This window comes from Pseudomonas sp. Hz4 (genome assembly GCF_054898165.1).
Genome location: NZ_CM142719.1, coordinates 5,925,980 through 5,947,540 on the forward strand (window position 1 = coordinate 5,925,980; position 21,561 = coordinate 5,947,540).

Consider the following 21,561-nt stretch of genomic DNA (forward strand, 5'->3'; position numbering starts at 1 on the left):
CATCGTCGGCCTTACCTGCCCGTCCGACGCCTGCTAACCACTCCGCACGAAACACTTTCCCCCCGTTCCGCTTGGCGCACTGCATTCGTCACAGCGACTGCATCAGTGCATGGGTCACTACCGACTAAGCAGAAAGCTTGCCATCTCGCCAAAACCCACTGATTTCAAGCCCTTGGCCGCTGCCGCAAACTACTTCGCTGCAATGACCCGACTGATACGCACAACAACAGTGCATTGCCGTCCGTCCGCATGCGCGAAAAGCGTGCAGCCCTGACTGCGAGATTGACTATCGACAGTGCGTGATACACTGCCCGCCATTGTTGACAGGACATTTCCCATGCTCGCCCCCAAAGACTTCCTCGATGCCCTGAGCGGCACCGCCTCCCGCCTCTTCAACGGCGACACCCCACTGCCGAAAAGCGAAATCGAAAGCCAGTTCAAGGCCCTGTTGCAGAGCGGCTTCAGCAAGCTGGATCTGGTGAGCCGGGAAGAATTCGATAGCCAGATGGTTGTGCTGGCACGGACGCGGGCACGGCTGGAAAGTCTTGAGGCGAAAGTGGCGGAGTTGGAAGCGAAGCTCAATCCACCGACCGAATAACACCACCGCTCAACTGTGGGAGCGAGCTTGCTCGCGATAAGGGTCGCCTCAGTCTTCCAGCCATCCCACACTGGACCGACCACTCCTGTAGGAGCTGCCGAAGGCTGCGATCTTTTGATCTTCCGCCCCGCCACTATCTCGGCAACGTCCTACAAAGATCACACCGCCGTCCGATTGCGCCACAAAGCCCCGGTTCCTAAGCTCACCCAATGCTGAATGTTCAGCACTGGGTTTGGCGACCCGGATAGCATGTGACGCACCGCAACCACGTTCGACTCTGGGCATTATTCCCCTCTCGAATTATGGCGGCTGGGCGTGGGAGACCTTCGGGTCTGCCGGTTTTTCGCATGCACCGGTTCGCCAACCCGCGCACAGCTGCCACCCTTTTCGTTTGGCGACGATCAGCGGCAGTTTCCTTCATGCGAGTTTGAGTGATGCTCTATGGACGACAACTATCTGATCCCACACACCTTCACCCGCCACAAACTCCACCTCCACGCCCTCCTCCTGGAAAACCAGGCCTGGTTCAGCGCACGCGAACTCGGCCGATTGCTCAGACTATTCCTCGACGAACGAGCACTACGCAAACTCGATTCCGACCAGCGCCAATCTGTGCGAATGCTCATCCACGGCACGGTAGAAGACACACTGCTGATCAGCGAATCCGGCGTCTATGCATTACTGGTCTACCACTACTGCCCCGAATACCGAGGCCTGCGCGAATGGCTGACCCACGACGTAGTGCCAGCCCTCAGAGATGCCCAACAGCCAACGTCAACCGAACGCCCGATCCTGAGCCTGTTGAACTGGCCAGAGATGTCGCTGAGTTTGCTGCACTGGAATAACCAACCGTGGATTCGCTTGCAGGATGTTCCGCACATGCTGGCGGATAGTGAACGGCCGCAGCCTGCGGCCAATGCACCGTGGTGGAAGCGTGCTTCCCGAATACTCCAGGCATTCTGAACGACAAAAAAACCCCACGTTATAGCGTGGGGTTCGTTCAGGAATTGAGGATCAGGCGCAGTGCGGAAGCCGCTCAACCTGATCCCGGATCGCGGCCCCTCGCTCAATCTCGGCTTTGCGCAAATCGTAAGTCGATTGCAGGTTCAGCCAAAATTCCGGGGTCGTGTCCAGACAGATAGATAGCCTTAGAGCCATATCAGCGCTGACACCCCGACGCTGGAGCACGATGTCGTTCACCGTTGGTGTCGAAACGCTCAATGCTCTAGCCAAGGCTGCCGCCGTAAGGCTCAGAGGCTCCAGGTATTCCTCTTTGAGGATCTCGCCGGGGTGAACCGGGCGCATACCATTCTTAGTCATTACTCACCTCAGTGATAATCGACGATTTCGACATTCTCTGGCCCGTTAAGACCCCAAACAAAGCAAATTCGCCATTGAGCGTTGATACGGATGCTGTGCTGACCTTTTCGGTTTCCCCCCAATGCCTCCAAGCGATTACCCGGCGGTGATCGAAGGTCAATCAGTACGGCAGCAGCATCAAGCATCGTCAGCTTTCGTTCCACGACACTCAGAATGGCTGACCACATACGGGTCTTACCATTGCGAAACAGGTACTCGGTCTCAGAACACTTAAAGCTAACGATCATAATTTAAAGCTTAACGTTATGCATTAATCTTGAGTGTATAACCTGAATTCACTTATGCAAATGCGCCAATGCGACTCTTGGCCATCCCTTCAAAGCTTTAGGAAAAGGACTACCAAGGGCCTTCAGAACTCCTTCCAAACCAAGACGCTTCCTACAAAAAGGAGCACCAATTCTCATTGCATCACTACCGCGCTCACCTCTTAAGCTGACCGACCTGTAAAACCATCTTCAATCCAAAAGAGATCGCTATGAAACCCGGAAAACGAAAAGCCAAACTGCTACTCATCGCTGGATATCATGCAGAGGCACTCCGGCTGGCCGGGAACGTATCAGCCACTCAACGTCGCTTTTTTGAGGTTGCTGCGGCTCGCGGTAAAGAATTGGAGCCAAGCGGCTGGCTCGCCGGTTACAGAGCACCCGCTACGCCTGATTCGACAACAAAAGGTGAACAACCTCAGCACCATGAGTGTATTCACTAAGGACGCAGGCCTTGGCCCCCCCGAAATCTGCACACAAAAAACCGCTTCCTCAAGGCGGTTTTTTTTCGCCTTCGATTCAGCTTTCGCCACCGTCCTTCATAGATCCAGGCAACGTCCTACAACAACCTCATCCCGCGACTGATTACGTCGCAAATCCCCACTCCCTTACGCTTCACCCATCAGAAAGACACTCGCAACATCCTGCGAAAATTTGGCGCCTGCGCCATTACGCGCCCCGACTACCCTTCAAAAAACCGCAGGAAGCGGTTCCCGTAAAGCTCAAGGAACGACTATGTCACTCTCCATCGTTCACAGCCGCGCCCAGATTGGTGTGGATGCGCCTGCCGTTACCGTTGAAGTCCATCTGGCCAACGGATTGCCATCGCTGACGATGGTTGGTTTGCCGGAAGCGGCGGTGAAGGAAAGCAAGGACCGGGTGCGCAGTGCGATCATCAATTCGGGCCTGCAATTTCCGGCGCGGCGAATCACGTTGAATCTGGCCCCTGCGGATTTGCCAAAAGACGGCGGACGCTTTGATCTGGCGATTGCCTTGGGCATTCTGTCAGCCAGCGTGCAGGTGCCGACGTTGACGCTCGATGACATCGAATGCCTGGGAGAACTGGCATTGTCAGGCGCGGTGCGTGCCGTGCGGGGCGTGCTGCCGGCGGCACTGGCTGCGCGCAAGGCCGGGCGTTCGCTGATGGTGCCGAGGGCGAATGCCGAGGAAGCCTGCCTCGCGTCCGGGCTGAAGGTATTTGCTGTCGATCACTTGCTGGAAGCGGTCGCGCATTTCAATGGTCACACGCCGGTCGATCCCTATATCTCCAATGGCTTGCTCTACGCCAACAAACCCTATCCCGACCTGAATGAAGTGCAGGGGCAAATCTCGGCCAAGCGTGCCTTGCTGATTGCCGCAGCTGGAGCGCATAACCTGCTTAGGTTATGGAACAATAACCCCAATGATTTTTAAGCGAAGCCACTTCGCACTGCCTATAAGAATTTCGCCCACGCAAAGCGTCCCCCTGCCCTCCAAAACACGGACAAACCGAACATGCAGCCGGGCTATGTGACGTAAGGAAAATATGCGGCACTGAATCGCGACAAGGTGAGGTTGAAGCGCGCTCTCGATAGAAGACTCACCCAGCACCAAAGGACTGTCATCCTGCGGGTTGGCTACTACAGATGCTGGGTGAGCAGCCAAATTCTATCACCCGCAATGTTTGATCAAGGAGGATAGATTTCAGATCTTTGGCAGATATAAACGGAGAGCTATCAAGATAGCTCTGCACGGGCTGACATACGGCGCGGAAACCTTACATTCTCTTTAGTATGCCGTGCTCTTCCATAAACTCAGAGAATTGCGTCCAGGTGAGATTGTATTTATTTACATGATTGCCTGATGGAAGCCATTCGATGTTGCCTTGGCTTATGAGAATAGTGCCGAGCTTGCCACCATCCTTTTTCACTTCAACTTCTACGTCCTGACGCTGCACCAGCATAGATTGAAGATTGATTTTTACTTCGTGAGCCATGGCGCCTTCCCTTGCATGCTTGTGACGTTTCGGTGGTAGCAAGCTTAGAAGAGGGTTCAGTATTCGCAAATCTTGGCGCTAGGGCACAGCGGTTAAGACCAGATTATAAATGAGAACCGATCCTATCGGCAGAATACCAAATATCCGAGCTTTGGGGTGGCTCACTAGCTACCCCTGACTCAGAGACGGAAGAGGCACTAGAACGCCTCAGATAGCCTGAAACCGCCTAGAAAAGACGGTTCTTAAGAGAGTCCTACCTTATGCTTCTACCTTCATAGCTCGTTGCACTGTACTCAGTGATACACCAAGGCTTTCAGCCGTCTTCCTGAAGCTCAAGCCACTCCCTACAGCAGCACGTATCTGGGCATCATCAACCGATTTAGCCCGACCTTTGTAAACGCCAGCTATTTTCGCCTTGGCTATACCTTCGCGTTGACGTTCTTTGATCATCGAACGCTCAAACTCAGCTACTGCGCCCATCATCTGGAGCATGAGGTTCTGATACTTATCGTCAGCCCCAGTGAAGGTTAATTTCTCCTTGTGGAATTGGACGGCTACTCCCTTCGCAGTGAAGTCCTCTACCAAGCCCAAGAGGTCAGACAGGCTACGTGCCAGCCTGTCAATGGAGTGGACGTGTACGGTGTCACCCTTACGAACGAAGCGCAGCATTTCTTGCAAAGCAGGACGCTCAGTGGTTGCGCCGCTTACCTTGTCAGTGAATGTCTCGTCTAACGTCAAACCGTCCAACTGACGAGCTGTGTTCTGATCAACCGATGAAACCCGGACGTAACCTACATTAGCCATTTCCCTTCCCCTGTATTCATTTGCCTCTAGATGTAGCCATTGTCTATGTATTCATTCCTCAATACAACCCTATTGAATACACTTTTATAGTCTTGATCGTATTCACCGACGAGTGGTCAGTAGGGTGTAGCCTATTGAATACGACATTAGGGCTTCGGGATTAGCTTTGAATGGTGATGGCTAAGGGCTATAGTCGAAAAGCCACAATTGGTGGCGGAAGAACTAGGGACAGCTCATGGCAATTTACAAAAACCGCAGTGCACTAACCCATACCGAAGACAAGGCATTTGATGGCACGCATTCGCCTGGAGTCGCAGCTCCTCATCCTGGGATCTATAAGTGCACGGGTTGTGGAGATGAGATCGCAATAGCTGGAGGGCATATCCTGCCGCCCCAGAACCACAGGCAACACTCGACCAATGCCAAAATCGCATGGCAATTACTGGTTTACCCAGTCCAGCAAAAATAAAGCTCGATCTAGACCGGCCTAGCGTTTTTGAATGTGGGATTCAAAGCCCTGCGAACAATTCTTCGAGGTCGGTCTTCAGTGCGACTGCCAAAGTCTGGATCGCGTCTAAGCTTGGGTTTGCTCCACCTGTCTCAATACGGCTCATGTAGGTTCTGGCGAACCCACACCTATCCGCGAAAGCTTCTTGAGTCATGCCGGTAGCAAGACGAAGCTCACGAATTCGATTGCCGAAGCGTTGACGTAGGGAGGGAGAAGGCATTCCCGCATGTTGGGCTGATGTGCTCTAATCGTGAACACACTAATCGTGACATTGGCTGAGCAGACGACCTGCCAATCTGTCTCATCAGCACACAAGGAGAAACGGGGAATGAAGGATGGAATTATTAGGCTCAACGATTACCTTTGTTACTTTGCCATCGTGGCTGTTGCGTTCGCGGGTTACTCAATCTATGGCGAATGGGGGGCCATCGGTGGGTTCATAGCAGGGGCGGTGATGGCCGGGTTCTGGCTTGTCCTCAGCGGAATTTATGACGAGCTGAAGAAAATTACTGCATCGAAGGGATTGCGTTAGTCAAGACACAAGGAATTGATTGATGGACAGTCAAGAAATTGAGCTTCGGCAAGACTCTGCAATGCTGCTTCGCACAGATATGCGTTCGAAGAAGATCAACCTCAAGGAAGCCAATGCAAAACGTCGTGAAATCACCAGCACTGTAGCGGCGGTAGGTGAAGAGCTGAAGTATGCGACCAGTCGTTTAGCTGAGCTTCAGTCTGGGAGAGGAAAGACGCTTGCTTCAGCACCTGACATAGAGGTTTTTGAATTTTGGCTGAGCATTCCCGGTTACAAAGGGAGTATTCAGAAGGCAAAAGCCGAAATGATAATGCATGGCAGTCTGCAACATGTCAGCAACGTCAGCAGTACCAGCAAGAGTGGGTTAGGTGGCGGCATTGTCGGCGGCCTGATTTTTGGGCCATTGGGGGCTGCCGCTGGTGTGTTGGCGACACGGAAAAGTAAAGTTAGTACCCATGTCCAACAGGTAGACACGCGACAAGTGGAATTGCAAATCTCGGGGCCTGGCTATGCTTGGTCCGTCTTGGCTCACTCGGGTTATGCTGACAGATTCAGGGAACTGAGAGACTTGATAAATGCTTACGGGTCATCTCCCAAAAACATTCAAGACTCCCTTCGCGAACAAACCACAACTGTAAATCTTCTACAAGAAAAGTCGGCCAAACAAAAAGCATATCTTCAACTCGCTGCCAAGGAAGCTGAAGAGCGAAGCGTTGCTTATGAAATAACGAAAAAAGAGTTCACAACTACCCGATTACCGCTCCTTACGGATTTGAAATTCAGATGGCAATGTCTATCCGATTTCTGGCAATGGTTGGCAGTGATAGGTGGCCCCGTCTTATTGACTATACTCGCCGGGGCAACTACGTATGCTCGCATGGCGGCTCAACCATGGCTTAGTCAAGCAATTGCTCTAGCTGTGGCGGATGTCGTGCTTTGGTGCGCTTTGTTCATATTCTATTTGATTCGCTACCGTATTTAACTACTCACAATGGGTGGAGAAGGGATTGAGCATAAGTGAGTGCATATCCCTCTACGAATGCAGGAAATGCCTCTGAGTCCCATGGCCCACCAACCGCCTCGCCATTAACGAATACAGCACCGTTGATCCAGCTCCGAGACATTGCAGTAAGCCCGTGAAACAAGCCTACAGCCTCGTTAGGAGTGACCTCAGATTCTATCTGCACTGACCAACGCCCGGTGTGCTCCAGGTACTGCCATTGCTTTCTAAGCGGTGAGAACAAGTCGATAGAAGGTTTGGTGTTGCTATCCGAGCTATCTACTGAAGCCTTCAGAATGAACCAATAGAAATACGTCATTGGTTGCGGCCTTGTAGCAATTTGAGTCTTGTATCTAGAATACTAATGTGTGATTCCATGTCGGAATTAATCCTATCTTGCCGATCAGCATTATTATTAACCTTTGACTCTGTATAACTCACAAGTGAATCCATTCTTTGACGTATAGCATCATCACTGCTGCGATCAACCTTCATTGTGAGCAATGCAAAGGTCAGTAATGAAATACAGATAGCACTGACAAGTCCGAACGCCAATAGGGCAACAATTACTACGTTATTCAATCCTCAATACCTTCTTATTTATTGTAATTTCAAACTATTGACGATTATATGTGCATTTCTAGCGCGGAAACCGTCCGTGCTTGACTAATATAAAATTGACGTCAATAAACATGGCATGTTGAGAGATGAAGGGAGGGTGTCAGTCTCCCTATCTCAGTTACTTAACTACCTGCTTAATCCTGTTTAGGATACTTTTTCAAAAGAATCTCTTTCGTGTGGTCCACGTATTCTGCGGGCTTGCTCGCTTCAAGAAGCATATCTACGTAGGTTTGGATTTCCTCATCTGACAGCTTAGGCTTTGCAGAAACTTCGGGTTCAACAGGCTTTATGGACTTTGCAGTCTTGCTGAAATACTGGGCGCTTAGAAGTTTCTCTTCGCGGGTCTTTGGAAATAGAACGTTCTTCATCATATTGTAGCTCCGTACTTATTAGATTAATTGGTGTTGAGGTTTTGGAATACTTCCTGAGCTTCAGCCAAAGCAGAGGCCATTTCCTTCTCTTCTTTTACTTGAAGAGCCTTGGCTTCTTTCGCCTTCTTTTGATCGAACAACTGCTGAGCCAGGAGATTTATGTTACGTTCCTTGTCTGCTTCCAGTTCAAGTTCGTATTGCGCTTTCACCTCTTGTTCAATTCGCTGAAGCTCTTCTTCCAGATTTTCTTTCTCAAAACATACGAGCAAGTATCCGTTCAGGTTTTGAGGAGTTCGGAACTGACTGAGCTTTCGTCCTTTGGTAGCCATTTCCATAACCTTTGGAATTGCAAGGGATACAGGCTCGTGAATAGTTTCCAATGCTGCGGCTGAGCTTTTGAAGCTGAAGATGGCGTTCTTCAGTCGTTTATCAAATACGTCTTGATCGAACTGGAAGCTAGACAGACTTACGTGCTCTTTGATGCTGGTCATATTATTTCCTTTATGTTGTTGCCATGATTGGCAGTTTTTGGGCAATAGTTCACCCGGTGATTGCTCTTGTGAGGGAGCAAATTCTATTATTTGTGGAGTGCCTTTACAGAGGCGGGAAGAACATCTTACGGCTGCGCTATCGCTTGCCTTACGTCAATTCACTACGTTGCACTTCGTTCTTTGACTTACTGTAATCTATATAATAGATAACGCTTAGCGACCCTACATAACCTACATGAAGCTACAGCCCCCTTTAGATATGCGGCATACAGCCATGTAGGATATTCATAGAACATACATATAACCCTCCATAACATACATAGAAGCTACATGACTTAGAACATCTGAAACCTAACCTTAGCCTTTTTCAATTCCTCTTCTAAATGTTTTGGTGCTGTTTCTTTAGAGAATCCTTGCTTCGCCCCCGATGGAGTAATATGTAGAACTCCGACGGTAATGCGTTTGCTTACACATCCAAGCTGCTCAAGAACGGCAGCAATCTTCCGGTCTGATATAGGCTGATGACTTTCGATATCCGTTAGCTGCTGTTTAACCAATGCCACGTTAACTACGGTTTCAGACTCTATTAGTTTCTCAATCTGCTCAGAAATCTTATCTTCCAAAGACCAACCTAATCGAGCTTGTTTAGATTCGGTCATGATCGCAGGATCATAGGGACTGAAAGCCTTCAAATCTACGGTTTCGAGGTAATCACGCACCTTCTGATAGCCGCCGTATTTCAACCAGTCCGCGAACATGCCAATGAATTGCTTTGATTCAGCTTGGCTAACCTTGTACTCAATAAATTGAGGAAAGAAAAAGCGGCGATCCGACGATTCAAAGTAAATTGGATCATAATCATTGCTTGCCACAATCAAATTCAGCTTGTTGTCGATGGTAATGGTGGGCAGATGTTTACGATTTACCATGATTGTTTCGTTACTCTGATAAACCTTCAGGACATTGGTGGTCCGGCGCTTATCCACGTAGCACTCATCCAAGAGAAGGACAGTCTTGCCGATCAAAGCGTCTTGGAAGGTGCCTACGATGTCGCTCAAGCCACAAACGTCTGCACTCGGCCCCATGATCCCCCTGAGCAACGTGCCCACTAGGAACGTCTTGCCGATGCCCTGCTTTGACCGAAGCACTGGAGTTGATACTATTTTTTGCTCTGGTTTAAGTACGGCATGCGCGATCCACCACAACATATATTCATACTCAGCCTGAACTGGGAACATCCTTTCCATATACTCAAGGAAGGGAGCTACCTCTTCAGCTTGTACACATTGGCCTGAATACAGATGCTTGTGAGGTATCCAAGTGTTTACAAGAGAGCCAGGCAGGAAGCGTGGGCCATTTGGTTGAAAGCCCTCACCATATGCAAAATCCAAACAGCCTAGTAGATACGCCGGATCAACATCACTGCTTCCCCCATTCTTCTTATAGAAGTCGCGAAGGATTCCGGCATACCCTTGATCAGTGTTTGTAATTAAGTCTCGGAACTGTGCGGATTGACTTTTAGATGGTACAAGAATAAAGCGTTTCTTTAGAGCTTCGATTGCTTGTTTATCGGTTGATGGTGCTGCATTGGTCATTAAGTGATACCTCATCTGATGGGCTAGGACGTTTGGTTTTGAATAAAGAGTCGTGAAGAGACGAAATCAAAATATTAAGTGTGTGATTGGGAGAGCCATGGTCGTAATACCGCATAATTTCTAAAAGTTCGCTTGCAGATCTGTCGTTGAGATGTGGGCGCATTGAGTTATTTCTCCAGTTTCGAAAATTCTTCACGCAGATGTTTATGTAAGAAGTAGCGCCTTGTAACTGCCTGCATCAACTTGGTAAAACTTGGGTATTCCTCAGCCTCTCGTTCGAGCAATTCAATTAGATCCAGAGGCATTGCAACTTTGATGATTTTGGTGTCGTGTGTATTTTTCATAGTGCTACTCCACTTGTTTCCCTAGGGGCTTCGTATTGCTCAAAAAATGTGTTTATTTCTTGATTCAGATCTTTGAGTTTTTCAGGATCTTTCAGTTGTTTGAGAAGTGACTCCAGCTTATTTCGAATTTTTACTTTCTGGTAGTAGGAACGTACCACGCAAGCGTTGCCACAAAATTCGTGCTTCTTGTTAGTCGGAGTAAATTCTTTCTCACAGCAGATGCATTGGATTATCATATTGATTCCTTTATTAGTAATGGGTTGGATTGCTCCGGTTCAGTAGGTAAATCTACTTGTTTGTTGACTTTGTTTTTACACAGCTCTTTATATTCGGCAATTGATAACTTTAATTCTTGGCGCTCCTTATGCCATCGCCTATAGCAAGAGCGGGCTCCGCATAGAAACTTTTTCGCAGATAGAGCATTGTAAAAACTTCCACAGCACAAGCATTGCCTTGTGGTTTGTACGGCCATTGGTTTTCCTTCTTTTGTTGTAATTACTTTATTTCGGACACAGCAAAACGGCACAATAAGCACCGTGAGGGGTGGTAAATTCTTTTCAGCAGAGAATAAAAAAGGCTGAAAGGTAAGAACCAAACAGCCTTTGATTAAGACTTAGATATTTTCAAACATCAGCACAGTGTACAACCGAAGAAGCTGCGGCACTGATGTTCTTTAGTAAGATAAGATTTGGACTGGGAGTGCGAAGGAGAGCAACTTTAGTGATTGCAGCTCATGCCGAGCGGTTCTTTTCTTTATGGGAGAAGTATATCAAACTTTACTTCACTATTAACAGATACAGTTGCAAATAGTTTGAATTATTTTTACCATACAGTTGAACTTTTGGACTTCTTTCTCTATCGAACAAGACCAGAAAGCTAGCATCAAACATCATCATTAAATTATCTTACTTCTTACACTTATTAGACGTAATTTATTCTTTAAAAGTCACATAATACTATTGAAATTACATATATATTTACTTATCAAAATGGGTTTCAGGAAGAACTTCGGCAAAAGCAACCCTTACCCAGGCCATACAGAGCAAACGCTCTGCCTAAGACCGAGTAAGAGCCTTCTACCTAAAGCTCAGCCTGATTCCATACCCGTAAAAGCAATAGATGCCATCAAAATTGGGAACGAGGTGAGTTGAACCTAATTATCTTAGGTTCAGTACAGTCTACACGGGTGGAGTAGCTGCCTTCGGAACAGGGACACTGATAACGCCCAATCTAGTCAGATAGAGTTCACACAGCTTTAGCAGAGCTGCTGGGGGGTGCTGACTTAAAGCTCACCCATCGACCTTTCCCATCTCACAGTAGGTCGCTTATTTAAGATTGTTGCTGCCAGTTCATGCAGGAAGTTTTCACCATCACACTAGCCGACCACTTAGCCTTGGTAAGGACAATCCGATCTTATAAATTTTACAAGAGCGTAATATTATACGGCATATATTTGAAATGGCAATTAATATCTTGCAATTGTTGCTTGATAAGTGTAGCGGCTCTACAGCATCTAGATGAGGCGGCAGGTATGAGGGGCTACATAGGTAGCCATTTTCAGAGAACGGCGATTTAGCACCCAAAAACACCGCCGAAATACGGCTTTTCGATAGCCGGTAGAGGTGTTGAAGTGGGTTATTCCTCGTTTTCGATTTGATCGAGCATTGATTCGTGAAACCTAGCCAAGTCTTCGACTGTCACAATCCTCTTTCTTTCTCCTTCGGGAATGTCACGGTTCCTATTTAAGTGGTCCATCATACCGACAGCAAAACTATCTCCTTGCTCTTCTGCCAAGATATTCAGCGTTCGTGTCATCGGCGAGAATATTAAAGCCACACCGTCATCCTTGATGCCGAGCAACGTTTTGTCACCTGAAAACATCCAGTAGTTGATAATGTGTGGGTAGAGGCCTTTTCCCCTACGACTAAGGGTGACTGTGATATCCAGTCCCTTCAAAAGCCCATTGGCACGAGCTCTACCTTGGAAGCTAACAAGATCTAGACGTTGAAAGAAGTCAGTTTTAGAGAGGATTTTCTCTCGTGAAAGGTCTGTCTTTAGCTGTTCACGTTGGCGCTGCCAGTCTTCCAGGCTGTCTTCAAGATCGACCATCGTTTGGACAAGGAAAGAGGGCAATTTCCCGACTGACGCCACCTGCTCCTTTAGTTCGCCTAGCCTTGATTGCACTTCAGCGATCTTGCCGTCCAGCACCTGCACGTTGCGCTGAAGCTGGCCCTGACTATTTTGAACCAAACTCAAACTGTCCACTTTAGCCAATAGTTCTTTAAATACGACTTCTGATCTATCCAGCCGGAACTGCTTGCTCGGGCATACGCCTTTTGCACTGTTGTAGCAGCGAAGATACTTACTTCCCTTTGGAGGCTTGCCCTTGTTTACGAGGTGCAACGGGCCTTTGCATAGCCCACATTTGGCAATGCCCTGCCATACGTTGAAATTCTTAGAAGGCTTCGTCGCTTTGCTGACATTTCGGGACACGCGAGCCGCTTGAGCGGCATAGTATTCTTCTTCCGATACCACGGCCGGGAAGAAATCCTTTACCGGCTCACCTACAAGTTGACGCAATCCATCCACAAGACCAGTCGGCTGGTATTCACCCAATAAAGCTTTGTTACTTAGTATCTTTCCGGTGGAGCTGCTTCCCCACTTCCCGGTTAGGTTGCGTTTAAGGCTCCCAAAAACCGGTACACCTTCTTCATTCAGAATCTTAGCGATTGCGCGGTGCCCATGCCCATCACACGCAAGCTGAAATATTCGTTTCACAACCTCCACACGTTCGGGTAATGGGTGGTATTCCCCATTGTTGAATTCGAGCCAATAGGGGCATGCACGACCTAGCGGTTTCTTCTCGGTTCGAGCCAGTGTTTGTTTTTGCTTCCACGCCTTGCTAACCCGCTGCCCCTTGAGATTGCTCTCGTTGTGGGCGCGGCTCATGTGAACAATTGAAATGATTAGGTCTAGCTCGTTGTAATCCTCTGTGTATAGCTTGCCATCGGCAGAGGTGTAGACCTTGATTCCCTTGTTCAGGAGGTCTAGAAAGCGGGGTAAAGCATCTTTCACCCGTTCCCGACTCAGGCGGTCGAGGCTCTCGACAATTAAGGTGGAACCTGTGGGAACGGTGCCGTCTTCCACGTATCCGAGGAATCTTGCTAGCTCGCCCGTATCGTCAAGGTGTTTCGCTCTGAAGGCTGAGCGCCCTTTGTCGAAAAAGAGATAATCCCTTGAACTGACCAGCTCCATTCCATTTGCATTGCAGTACTGCTCTGCTGACTCTCGCTGCCGTCTGTAGCTATCTCCCTTTGCCTGTTCGGGACTGCTGAACCGGATATAGCTATAGGCTTTAGGCTTGAGCATGGCTTTTGAGCACCGTGGAAACGTTAGGGTGTAAAGTAGCACAACTTGCTGTTCAGCGGACCGCCGGGCACGGGTAAAACACTCCTGGCGAGTCGTTTGCCTGGGTTGCTGCCTCCGTTGGCCGAACATGAGGCGCTGGAAGTGGCGGCCATTCAATCCGTCACCAGTTGCGTGCCGTTGAGCCATTGGCCACAGCGCCCGTTTCGCCAGCCGCATCATTCGGCGTCGGGCCCGGCATTAGTGGGCGGTGGATCAAAACCACAACCTGGCGAAATCACCCTCGCCCATCACGGCGTTCTGTTTCTTGACGAACTTCCGGAGTTTGATCGCAAGGTGCTGGAGGTATTGAGAGAACCGCTGGAATCCGGGCATATCGTGATTTCCCGCGCCAAGGATCGTGTGCGGTTTCCGGCGCGATTCCAGTTGGTTGCAGCCATGAATCCGTGCCCCTGTGGGTATCTTGGCGAACCCAGTGGCAAATGCAGTTGTACACCGGACATGGTCCAGCGTTATCGCAACAAATTGTCGGGGCCGCTGTTGGATCGCATCGACCTGCACCTGACCGTCGCCCGGGAAGCCACGGCGTTGAATCCTGCGCTCAAACCCGGAGATGACACGGCAACCGCCGCGCTGCTGGTCGCCGACGCCAGGGAGCGCCAACACAAGCGCCAAGGCTGCGCAAATGCCTTCCTTGATCTGCCGGGACTGCGCCGGCACTGCAAGTTATCCACCGCCGACGAAACCTGGCTGGAAACTGCGTGTGAGCGACTGACACTGTCGCTGAGGTCGGCGCATCGGCTGCTGAAGGTAGCGCGGACGCTGGCCGACCTTGAGCAAGTCGATGCCATTACCCGGGAACACCTCGCCGAAGCGTTGCAGTATCGACCATCGACTCAGTAAGTGAGTAAACGAGTCGCCCCCCTTCGCGAGCAGGATCGCCGCCTCAAGAATGGTGGTCAACCAATCTCTGTGGGAGCGTGGCTTGCCCGCGAAGGCGGCTTCGAAGATGCCTCAACGAAACCGGTCGACCTCCGCTCGCAACTCCGCAGCCAGGCTTTCCAGCTCTTTAGCCGTGACGGCCAGATTCGATACCACTTCACGCTGCTCGCTGTTGGCCAGCGCAATGCTCTGCAGATTGCTGCTGAGCAATGTCGCGGTGCTGCTCTGCTCCTGCGTCGCCGTGGTAATCGCCGCGAATTGCTGCCCGGCAGAACGGCTTTGCTCGTCGATACGTGCCAGGGCACTGGCGACGTTGGCGTTGCGCGACAGGCCTTCCTGCATCAACACGTTGCCCTGTTCCATGGTGCTGATGGCGTTGCCGGTTTCCTGCTGAATGCTTTGGATCATGCCGGAAATTTCGTCAGTCGCTTCGCGAGTGCGTGAAGCCAGGTTGCGAACTTCATCGGCCACCACTGCAAAACCACGACCCTGCTCGCCGGCACGAGCGGCTTCGATGGCGGCGTTGAGCGCCAGCAGGTTGGTTTGATCGGCAATCGAGGTAATCACACCGACAATGCCACCGATTTCCTGGGAGCGCTGACCCAAAGTATTGATCACCGTCGCCGTGCTCTGAAGCGCGCCGGCGATTTGCTCCAGAGACGAGGACGCTTCGTCCATCGACGTACGACCGATCTGGGTTTGCTGTGCGTTTTCCTGAGCCAGACGCTGGGTGCTGCCCATGTTGTCGGCAATGTTCAGGGACGTGGCGCTGAATTCTTCCACGGCACCAGCCATGCTGGTGATTTCGCCCGACTGCTGCTCCATCCCTTCATAGGCACCGCCGGACAGACCGGACAAGGCCTGGGCACGGCTGTTGACCTCTTGCGAAGCCTTGCGGATGTGCTCGACCATGGTCGACAAGGCTTGACTCATCTGGTTGAAAGCGCGGGCCAGCTGACCGATCTCGTCGTTGCTCGACACGTTCAGCCGCACGCTCAAATCACCGGCACCCAAGGCTTCAGCCTGACGCACCAAATCACCCAGCGGCGCGAGCTTGCTGCGCAACAGCCAGACTGCCGAGCCCACAGCGATCAACATTGCCAGCAGACTGCCAATCGCCAATTGAATACCGACGCTCCAGGTCACCGCACGGATTTCGGTTTTCGGCATGCTCGCCACGACCGACCATGGGCCGCCTTCAAACGGTACGGCAATGCTGTAGAAATCTTCGGACTTATCGCTCCAGAACTCGCCCTTGCCCGACGTCTTCGCCAAGCGAATGATGCTCGGCGTCGCCTGATCCAGCGCTTGCACTCCCGCAATCGGCACCAGCCATTTGCTCTGTTCATCCAGCAGCGCCAGGGAACCGGTCTGGCCGATACGGAAGCGCTTGAGGTTGGCGAACTGCGCGTTCTGCGCGTCGGTGTAGTCGAATCCTACGAACAGGACGGCAATCACCTTACCGCTGCTGTCGCGTACGGGGGTGTACTGAGTCATGTAGGAGCGTTCGAACAGCAAGGCACGACCGACATAGCTCTGCCCCGCCATCAAGCGGGCATAGGCCGGGTTCGCGTGATCGAGCAGCGTGCCGATGGCCCGGTTGCCGTCCTGTTTGCTAAGTGAGGTGCTGACCCGAATAAAGTCTTCGCCGCTGCGCACAAACACCGTCGCAACGCCCGCCGTCATTTGCTTGAACTCGTCCACTTCCTCGAAGTTGTTGTTCAATACCTCGCTGCCCAGGTGCAGGCCCGGGGTCTGGGTGCCCGCCACGGTCACCGGTTCGTCCGGATGCACGCTCAGACCCGCGCTGAAGCGCTTCTCGAACAAACCGGCCAGGCGCTGGGTACTTTCCCGCAACGTGCCGTGAAAGGTGCTCAACTGATCGGCCAGCAACCGGGCTTCACTGGCCAGGTGCTCTTCGCGGGTGGCAAGGTTGGCGGTGTCCAGCGAACGCAGGGCGAACACGGTACTGCCAGTGATGACAATCGCCAGTATCACGGCAAGCGCAAGACCAAGCTGTGAGGCGATCCGGGCACGAGGTTGAGACATGACAGCTCCTGGCCGAGTGACCGGATCATCCTGATCACGACGCACACTCAGCAAAATTTCTAATGGGAATTACGTCGAACCTGCACGAAGGTTCCACCTGCAGATTTTCGGCGGCATACCTGAATACTTGAGTAATTAACCGGGATATGGCTGAAAGCCGCCATTGCGGCGGCTCTATCGATTCAGCTCAAGTGTTCGACGTCCGGTAATGCCATGGCGCGAACTTCGTATTGGAGGAAATCGCTGAGCCTGCGCAAACGTTCACCTCCGGGGCGTGTTTTCGGCCAGACGAGGTAATAATTCTCACCGCTGGCGACGGCAGTCGGCCACGGCAAACTCAGACGTCCCTGAGCCACATCCTCCGCGACCATCAGCAGATCGCCCATGGATACGCCATAACCTCGAGCGGCGGCGATCATGCCCAGCTCCAGCGTGTCGAACACCTGCCCGCCCTTGAGTGATACCTGGTCCGCCAGCCCCATGCGTTCCAGCCAGCTGCGCCAGTCGCGACGATCCGGCGTTGGGTGCAGCAGTTCGGCATTGGCCAGCCGCGCGACATTCCACGGTTGATCCTGCAGAAGATTCGGCGCGCCGACTGGAATCAGCTCTTCCGGAAACAGAAAACTCGCCTCCCAGTCCGGCTGAAAATGCCCGTTGCTGAGGATGACGGCACAGTCGAACGGTTCATGGTTGAAGTCCACCGAGTCGACATCCATCCAGGCGCTGGTCAATTGCACCTCATTGCCTGGTTGCAGGTGCCGAAAGCGGCTGAGCCTTGCCAGCAGCCAACGCATGGTCAGGGTCGACGGCGCTTTCATGCGCAGGATGTCATCCTCGGCGCGCAAGGTATTGCAGGCCCGCTCCAGCGCGGTGAAGCCTTCACGAATGCCCGGCAGGATCAGCCGCGCCGATTCGGTCAATTGCAGATTGCGCCCGCTGCGGTGAAACAGCCGACAGGCAAAATGGTCTTCGAGCGTACGAATATGTCGGCTGACCGCACTTTGCGTGATCGATAATTCTTCGGCCGCACGGGTAAACGAGCTGTGCCGCGCCGCCGCTTCGAATGCGCGCAGGGCATACAAGGGAGGAAGACGACGAGACATTCGGAAAGCTCCTATAGCGCGATTCGGTCACCCTAGCAGAAACTCTCCAGCATGAGTTTGAATCATGCCACCCATCCTTTTTATCCCTTTGTGCAAACCCGGTAGAGCGCCGAGAATCGACGCGTTCCTGTCCACTTTGGCTTTCCTTTTCTCTTTAAGCGCGGAGCGTGATGACCATGCAGCATCCAGCACGTACCGAACTCTGGGCCATCCTGCGGCTGGCGGGGCCGTTGATTGCCTCGCAGTTGGCGCACATGCTGATGGTCCTCACCGACACCTTGATGATGGCGCGCCTGAGTCCCGAAGCGTTGGCCGGGGGTGGCCTGGGCGCGGCGACTTACTCGTTCGTGTCAATTTTCTGCATCGGCGTCATCGCGGCGGTCGGCACCTTGGTGGCGATCCGTCAGGGCGCGGGCGACATCGTCGGCGCTGCGCGGCTGACTCAAGCCGGGCTTTGGCTCGCATGGCTGATGGCGCTGGTGGCCGGGCTGCTGCTGTGGAACCTGAAACCGGTATTGCTGATGTTTGGCCAGACCGAAACCAACGTCCATGCGGCAGGACAGTTCCTGCTGATCCTGCCGTTCGCCCTGCCCGGCTACTTGAGTTTCATGGCCCTGCGCGGTTTCACCAGCGCCATCGGCCGGGCGACGCCGGTGATGGTGATCAGTCTGGGCGGCACCGTGGCCAACTTCGTCCTCAACTACGCGTTCATTACCGGGATGTTCGGCTTGCCAAAAATGGGCCTGGTGGGGATTGGCCTGGTCACCGCGATCGTCGCCAACCTGATGGCCGTGGCACTCGCGCTGCACATCCGTCGGCATCCGGCCTACGACGCTTACCCCTTGCGTCAGGGCCTGTCGCGGCCCAACCGTCAGTACCTTAAGGAACTGTGGCGCCTGGGCCTGCCCATCGGCGGCACCTATGCAGTGGAAGTCGGGCTGTTTGCCTTTGCGGCGCTGTGCATGGGCACTATGGGCAGTACGCAACTGGGCGCACACCAGATCGCCCTGCAAATCGTCTCGGTGGCGTTCATGGTTCCGGCGGGCATTTCCTATGCGATCACCATGCGTATCGGTCAGCACTACGGCGCCGGGCAACTGCTGGATGCACGGCTGGCCGGACGGGTCGGGATTGCCTTTGGCGCGGCGGCGATGCTGGGCTTCGCCATGGTCTTCTGGCTGCTGCCGAATCAGTTGATCGGGTTGTTCCTGGACCACAATGACCCGGCGTTTCGCGAAGTCATCAATTTGGCCGTGAGTCTGTTGGCGGTAGCGGCGTGGTTCGAGCTGTTCGACGGCACGCAAACCATCGCCATGGGCTGCATTCGCGGGCTCAAGGATGCCAAGACCACGTTTCTGGTGGGTTTAGGGTGCTATTGGCTGATTGGCGCGCCAGCCGCCTGGTGGATGGCCTTCCATTTGGATTGGGGGCCAACGGGCGTCTGGTGGGGATTGGCGCTGGGGTTGGCGTGCGCGGCGGTGAGCTTGACGTGGGCGTTTGAGTGGAAGATGAAGCGGATGATCAGGCAGGAGCCGTCGTCTCAGACAGGTTTCCAGATGGCTCAGGCTGACTGAGATCCGCTGTGGGAGCGAGCTTGCTCGCGATGAGGTTGTGTCAGTTAACATTGATGTCGACTGACACACCGCTATCGCGAGCAAGCTCGCTCCCACATTTGTCCGTGGTTAGTTCACGACTTCCTGTGCAGGCTGCTGACTGCTGCCAAAGGTCAAATACTCAACCAGCTCCGCCAGCGGCAATGGCTTGCTGATCAGATATCCCTGCACCTGATCGCAACCAAACCCGCGCAAAAGTTTCAGCTGCTCCGGCGTTTCCACACCCTCGGCGACCACTTCAAGGTTGAGGTTGTGCGCCAGATTGATCATCGCGTGGACCAGCTTGCGATTCTCTTCCCGCTCTTCCATGCCGCCGACAAAGCTCTTATCGACCTTCAACAAGGCAATCGGCAGGCTGTTGAGGTGCACAAACGAAGAGAACCCGGTGCCGAAATCGTCCAGCGAGAAGCGCACGCCCAAACGCCCCAGGGCGTCCATGGTTTGCTTGACCAGATCGCTGCGACGCATTACCGCGGTTTCGGTCAATTCGAATTCCAGCCATTGCGCCTCGACGCCACGCTCGGCAATCAACCGACTCAGCGTCGACAGCAACTGGCTGTCCTGAAACTGCCGGAATGACAGGTTGATCGCCATGTGCAACGCCGGCAAACCCCGTTCGCGCAACGCCTGCATGTCGCGCAAGGCGCGGGAAATCACCCAGTAACCCAGCGGCACGATCAAGCCGCTTTGCTCGGCCAGCGGCACGAATTCGCTGGGGGGCAGCAAGCCGCGTTCGCCATGACGCCAGCGCACCAAGGCTTCGAGGCCGACGATCTGGCCGTCCTCAAGGTTCAGCCGTGGCTGGTAATGCAACTCCAGCTCATCGCGGCGCAAGGCCCGGCGCAGCTCGCTTTCGAGGTCGGCTATGCTGCGCGCATTGCGATTGATGCGTTCGTTGAAGATGTGATAGGTGCAGCCCTGAGTGCTTTTGGCTTGTTGCATGGCGATGTGCGCGTGCCACATCAGCGGGTCGGCGCCAGCCTGGGCCCGGGCGTGGGCAATACCGAGGCTGGAGCCGATCAACAGGCTTTCGCCGTCGACCCAGTAAGGCTCGGCCAGCGCTTCGGTAATGCGTTCGGCCATCCATTCGGCGCGCTGAGGCGCGCGGCGGGTGTCGATCAGCAGGGCAAATTCATCGCTGCCCAGCCGCGCCAGTTGATCGCCGGCCTCAAGCTGGCTTTTCAGCCGCGCGACCACTTGCAGAATCAGCCGGTCACCGGCTTGGTGGCCGAGGGCGTCGTTGGCGTGTCGAAAGTTGTCGAGGTCAAGGTGCCCCAGGGCCAGGCCGCGGCCTTCGTTTTCCGCCAGGCGTGCCGCCAGCAAGGTCTGGAAACCCTGACGATTAGCGATACCGGTCAACGGGTCCTGCTCGGCCAGGCGCTGCAAAGTGTTTTCCAGCACGCCGCGTTCACGCACATGACGCAGGCAGCGGCGCAACATGCCGGGATCCAGCAGATTACGCACCAGCCAGTCGCTCACACCGTCGGGCGGCGCCAGCGGCTCGTGTTCGAGCAGCAGCACCGTCGGCAGGTTGCAACGGCCGGGTGCCGGCTGGAGAGCCGGGATCGTCAATAACACCGCGCTGCGGTTGTCATCGAACAGACTGCTGACCGACTCCCAGCTCGGCGCGCTGATCAGCACGGCCGAGCTCCCCATCGGAGCCAGACACTCGCGCAACAACGCTGCCCACACTGGCTCTTCGGCCAGTAACAGCAAACGCAAGGGTTCGACAGGCGTAGACAAGCTAGCTCCCTAGACTCTGCAAAGATGTAGGCGACGGGCATTATGCAGCGCCGGTAACCAATGACCAAATGACATCGGTTATCAACCGTTGCTTTGTATCTTGAATGACGAACATTAGACACAAACTCATCGCGCATCCTGCGTGAAAGTATCAAAACCGGCAAATATAGATAGCGTGCTGCGTCACAAGTCGGAGAGAGCAGCACAATTCGCTGAGCCTGTTAAAATGCCGGCCCATTTCGCAAACGACTCCCTGATTTCGT

Annotated in this window: 18 protein-coding genes and 2 pseudogenes; 7 read left to right on the top strand and 13 right to left on the bottom strand. The window is 52.9% G+C overall.

The genetic code is table 11. The features are described from left to right. Nucleotides 1–337: 337 nt before the first annotated feature. Together ACYZTR_RS27415 and ACYZTR_RS27420 are read left to right on the top strand one after the other, a co-directional pair. A complete protein-coding gene (locus ACYZTR_RS27415) occupies nt 338–598 on the top strand; it encodes an accessory factor UbiK family protein (RefSeq protein ID WP_461975373.1) in 261 nt (86 codons plus the stop codon). 441 nt (nt 599–1,039) lie between these two features. Next, nucleotides 1,040–1,561, top strand: a complete 522-nt coding sequence (locus ACYZTR_RS27420) for a BRO-N domain-containing protein (protein ID WP_461975375.1) — start codon at nt 1,040–1,042, stop codon at nt 1,559–1,561. A gap of 51 nt (nt 1,562–1,612) precedes the next feature. Here the strand turns inward: ACYZTR_RS27420 and ACYZTR_RS27425 are convergent, their stop codons facing one another. Together ACYZTR_RS27425 and ACYZTR_RS27430 are read right to left on the bottom strand one after the other, a co-directional pair. Further along, nucleotides 1,613–1,918: a HigA family addiction module antitoxin gene (locus ACYZTR_RS27425; RefSeq protein ID WP_030129123.1), complete on the bottom strand. Its 306-nt coding sequence runs from the start codon at nt 1,916–1,918 to the stop codon at nt 1,613–1,615. An 8-nt stretch (nt 1,919–1,926) separates the two neighbouring features. After that, the gene (locus tag ACYZTR_RS27430; RefSeq protein ID WP_150631401.1) at nt 1,927–2,205 is read right to left on the bottom strand and encodes a type II toxin-antitoxin system RelE/ParE family toxin; all 279 of its coding nucleotides are present in this window, start codon (nt 2,203–2,205) and stop codon (nt 1,927–1,929) included. Nucleotides 2,206–2,976: 771 nt separating this feature from the next. Between ACYZTR_RS27430 and ACYZTR_RS27435 the strand changes: the two are divergent. Then, nucleotides 2,977–3,621: pseudogene (locus ACYZTR_RS27435) on the top strand (magnesium chelatase domain-containing protein); the annotation flags it as partial. 376 nt (nt 3,622–3,997) lie between these two features. Here ACYZTR_RS27435 and ACYZTR_RS27440 read toward each other — a convergent pair. From ACYZTR_RS27440 to ACYZTR_RS27450, 3 genes are all read right to left on the bottom strand, one after another. Continuing rightward, the gene (locus ACYZTR_RS27440; protein WP_346635809.1) at nt 3,998–4,216 is read right to left on the bottom strand and encodes a hypothetical protein; all 219 of its coding nucleotides are present in this window, start codon (nt 4,214–4,216) and stop codon (nt 3,998–4,000) included. 258 nt (nt 4,217–4,474) lie between these two features. Further along, a complete protein-coding gene (locus ACYZTR_RS27445) occupies nt 4,475–5,020 on the bottom strand; it encodes a recombinase family protein (protein WP_461975378.1) in 546 nt (181 codons plus the stop codon). 509 nt (nt 5,021–5,529) lie between these two features. Continuing rightward, the gene (locus tag ACYZTR_RS27450) at nt 5,530–5,748 is read right to left on the bottom strand and encodes a helix-turn-helix domain-containing protein (protein WP_461975380.1); all 219 of its coding nucleotides are present in this window, start codon (nt 5,746–5,748) and stop codon (nt 5,530–5,532) included. Nucleotides 5,749–5,856: 108 nt separating this feature from the next. Here ACYZTR_RS27450 and ACYZTR_RS27455 point away from each other — a divergent pair, with 108 nt between their 5' ends. Next, nucleotides 5,857–6,060, top strand: coding sequence for a hypothetical protein (locus ACYZTR_RS27455; RefSeq protein ID WP_461975382.1), 204 nt, complete (start codon nt 5,857–5,859; stop codon nt 6,058–6,060). Between the two features lie 22 nt (nt 6,061–6,082). After that, a complete protein-coding gene (locus tag ACYZTR_RS27460) occupies nt 6,083–7,042 on the top strand; it encodes a hypothetical protein (RefSeq protein WP_461975384.1) in 960 nt (319 codons plus the stop codon). A 773-nt stretch (nt 7,043–7,815) separates the two neighbouring features. On the opposite strand, the gene ACYZTR_RS27465 is transcribed toward ACYZTR_RS27460, so the two are convergent. The 5 genes from ACYZTR_RS27465 to ACYZTR_RS27485 form a co-directional block, all read right to left on the bottom strand. Further along, a complete protein-coding gene (locus tag ACYZTR_RS27465; protein ID WP_461975386.1) occupies nt 7,816–8,052 on the bottom strand; it encodes a hypothetical protein in 237 nt (78 codons plus the stop codon). 23 nt (nt 8,053–8,075) lie between these two features. Then, nucleotides 8,076–8,543 carry a hypothetical protein gene (locus ACYZTR_RS27470; RefSeq protein ID WP_461975388.1) on the bottom strand — a complete coding sequence of 156 codons (468 nt, stop codon included), beginning with the start codon at nt 8,541–8,543 and terminating at the stop codon, nt 8,076–8,078. Between the two features lie 335 nt (nt 8,544–8,878). Next, nucleotides 8,879–10,138 (bottom strand): primase-helicase family protein, encoded by a 1,260-nt coding sequence (locus ACYZTR_RS27475; RefSeq protein ID WP_461975390.1) that lies wholly within the window; start codon nt 10,136–10,138, stop codon nt 8,879–8,881. Nucleotides 10,139–10,305: 167 nt separating this feature from the next. Next, nucleotides 10,306–10,482, bottom strand: coding sequence for a hypothetical protein (locus ACYZTR_RS27480; RefSeq protein ID WP_461975392.1), 177 nt, complete (start codon nt 10,480–10,482; stop codon nt 10,306–10,308). A gap of 1,635 nt (nt 10,483–12,117) precedes the next feature. Continuing rightward, nucleotides 12,118–13,851, bottom strand: a complete 1,734-nt coding sequence (locus ACYZTR_RS27485) for a recombinase family protein (RefSeq protein ID WP_461975394.1) — start codon at nt 13,849–13,851, stop codon at nt 12,118–12,120. 39 nt (nt 13,852–13,890) lie between these two features. Between ACYZTR_RS27485 and ACYZTR_RS27490 the strand changes: the two are divergent. After that, nucleotides 13,891–14,751 (top strand): annotated as a pseudogene (locus ACYZTR_RS27490) (YifB family Mg chelatase-like AAA ATPase); the annotation flags it as partial. 111 nt (nt 14,752–14,862) lie between these two features. On the opposite strand, the gene ACYZTR_RS27495 reads toward ACYZTR_RS27490, so the two are convergent. Next, nucleotides 14,863–16,839 carry a methyl-accepting chemotaxis protein gene (locus ACYZTR_RS27495; RefSeq protein WP_461975396.1) on the bottom strand — a complete coding sequence of 659 codons (1,977 nt, stop codon included), beginning with the start codon at nt 16,837–16,839 and terminating at the stop codon, nt 14,863–14,865. Nucleotides 16,840–17,021: 182 nt separating this feature from the next. Then, nucleotides 17,022–17,942, bottom strand: coding sequence for a LysR substrate-binding domain-containing protein (locus ACYZTR_RS27500; protein ID WP_461975398.1), 921 nt, complete (start codon nt 17,940–17,942; stop codon nt 17,022–17,024). A gap of 176 nt (nt 17,943–18,118) precedes the next feature. Here ACYZTR_RS27500 and ACYZTR_RS27505 point away from each other — a divergent pair, with 176 nt between their 5' ends. Beyond that, complete coding sequence (locus tag ACYZTR_RS27505; protein WP_461975400.1) at nt 18,119–19,516, top strand: NorM family multidrug efflux MATE transporter; 1,398 nt, start codon at nt 18,119–18,121, stop codon at nt 19,514–19,516. 108 nt (nt 19,517–19,624) lie between these two features. Here the strand turns inward: ACYZTR_RS27505 and ACYZTR_RS27510 are convergent, their stop codons facing one another. Next, complete coding sequence (locus ACYZTR_RS27510; RefSeq protein WP_461975402.1) at nt 19,625–21,298, bottom strand: putative bifunctional diguanylate cyclase/phosphodiesterase; 1,674 nt, start codon at nt 21,296–21,298, stop codon at nt 19,625–19,627. Between the last annotated feature and the right edge of the window lie 263 nt (nt 21,299–21,561).

What these genes read in the sequence shown, in the direction of transcription:
- ACYZTR_RS27460 (WP_461975384.1), top strand. Translation starts at nt 6,083, where the DNA reads ATGGACAGTCAAGAAATTGAGCTTCGGCAAGACTCTGCAATGCTGCTT.
- ACYZTR_RS27440 (WP_346635809.1), bottom strand. Translation starts at nt 4,216, where the DNA reads ATGGCTCACGAAGTAAAAATCAATCTTCAATCTATGCTGGTGCAGCGT.
- ACYZTR_RS27450 (WP_461975380.1), bottom strand. Translation starts at nt 5,748, where the DNA reads ATGCCTTCTCCCTCCCTACGTCAACGCTTCGGCAATCGAATTCGTGAG.
- ACYZTR_RS27470 (WP_461975388.1), bottom strand. Translation starts at nt 8,543, where the DNA reads ATGACCAGCATCAAAGAGCACGTAAGTCTGTCTAGCTTCCAGTTCGAT.
- ACYZTR_RS27465 (WP_461975386.1), bottom strand. Translation starts at nt 8,052, where the DNA reads ATGATGAAGAACGTTCTATTTCCAAAGACCCGCGAAGAGAAACTTCTA.
- ACYZTR_RS27475 (WP_461975390.1), bottom strand. Translation starts at nt 10,138, where the DNA reads ATGACCAATGCAGCACCATCAACCGATAAACAAGCAATCGAAGCTCTA.
- ACYZTR_RS27445 (WP_461975378.1), bottom strand. Translation starts at nt 5,020, where the DNA reads ATGGCTAATGTAGGTTACGTCCGGGTTTCATCGGTTGATCAGAACACA.
- ACYZTR_RS27415 (WP_461975373.1), top strand. Translation starts at nt 338, where the DNA reads ATGCTCGCCCCCAAAGACTTCCTCGATGCCCTGAGCGGCACCGCCTCC.
- ACYZTR_RS27430 (WP_150631401.1), bottom strand. Translation starts at nt 2,205, where the DNA reads ATGATCGTTAGCTTTAAGTGTTCTGAGACCGAGTACCTGTTTCGCAAT.
- ACYZTR_RS27500 (WP_461975398.1), bottom strand. Translation starts at nt 17,942, where the DNA reads ATGTCTCGTCGTCTTCCTCCCTTGTATGCCCTGCGCGCATTCGAAGCG.
- ACYZTR_RS27420 (WP_461975375.1), top strand. Translation starts at nt 1,040, where the DNA reads ATGGACGACAACTATCTGATCCCACACACCTTCACCCGCCACAAACTC.
- ACYZTR_RS27505 (WP_461975400.1), top strand. Translation starts at nt 18,119, where the DNA reads ATGCAGCATCCAGCACGTACCGAACTCTGGGCCATCCTGCGGCTGGCG.
- ACYZTR_RS27425 (WP_030129123.1), bottom strand. Translation starts at nt 1,918, where the DNA reads ATGACTAAGAATGGTATGCGCCCGGTTCACCCCGGCGAGATCCTCAAA.
- ACYZTR_RS27485 (WP_461975394.1), bottom strand. Translation starts at nt 13,851, where the DNA reads ATGCTCAAGCCTAAAGCCTATAGCTATATCCGGTTCAGCAGTCCCGAA.
- ACYZTR_RS27495 (WP_461975396.1), bottom strand. Translation starts at nt 16,839, where the DNA reads ATGTCTCAACCTCGTGCCCGGATCGCCTCACAGCTTGGTCTTGCGCTT.
- ACYZTR_RS27480 (WP_461975392.1), bottom strand. Translation starts at nt 10,482, where the DNA reads ATGAAAAATACACACGACACCAAAATCATCAAAGTTGCAATGCCTCTG.
- ACYZTR_RS27455 (WP_461975382.1), top strand. Translation starts at nt 5,857, where the DNA reads ATGAAGGATGGAATTATTAGGCTCAACGATTACCTTTGTTACTTTGCC.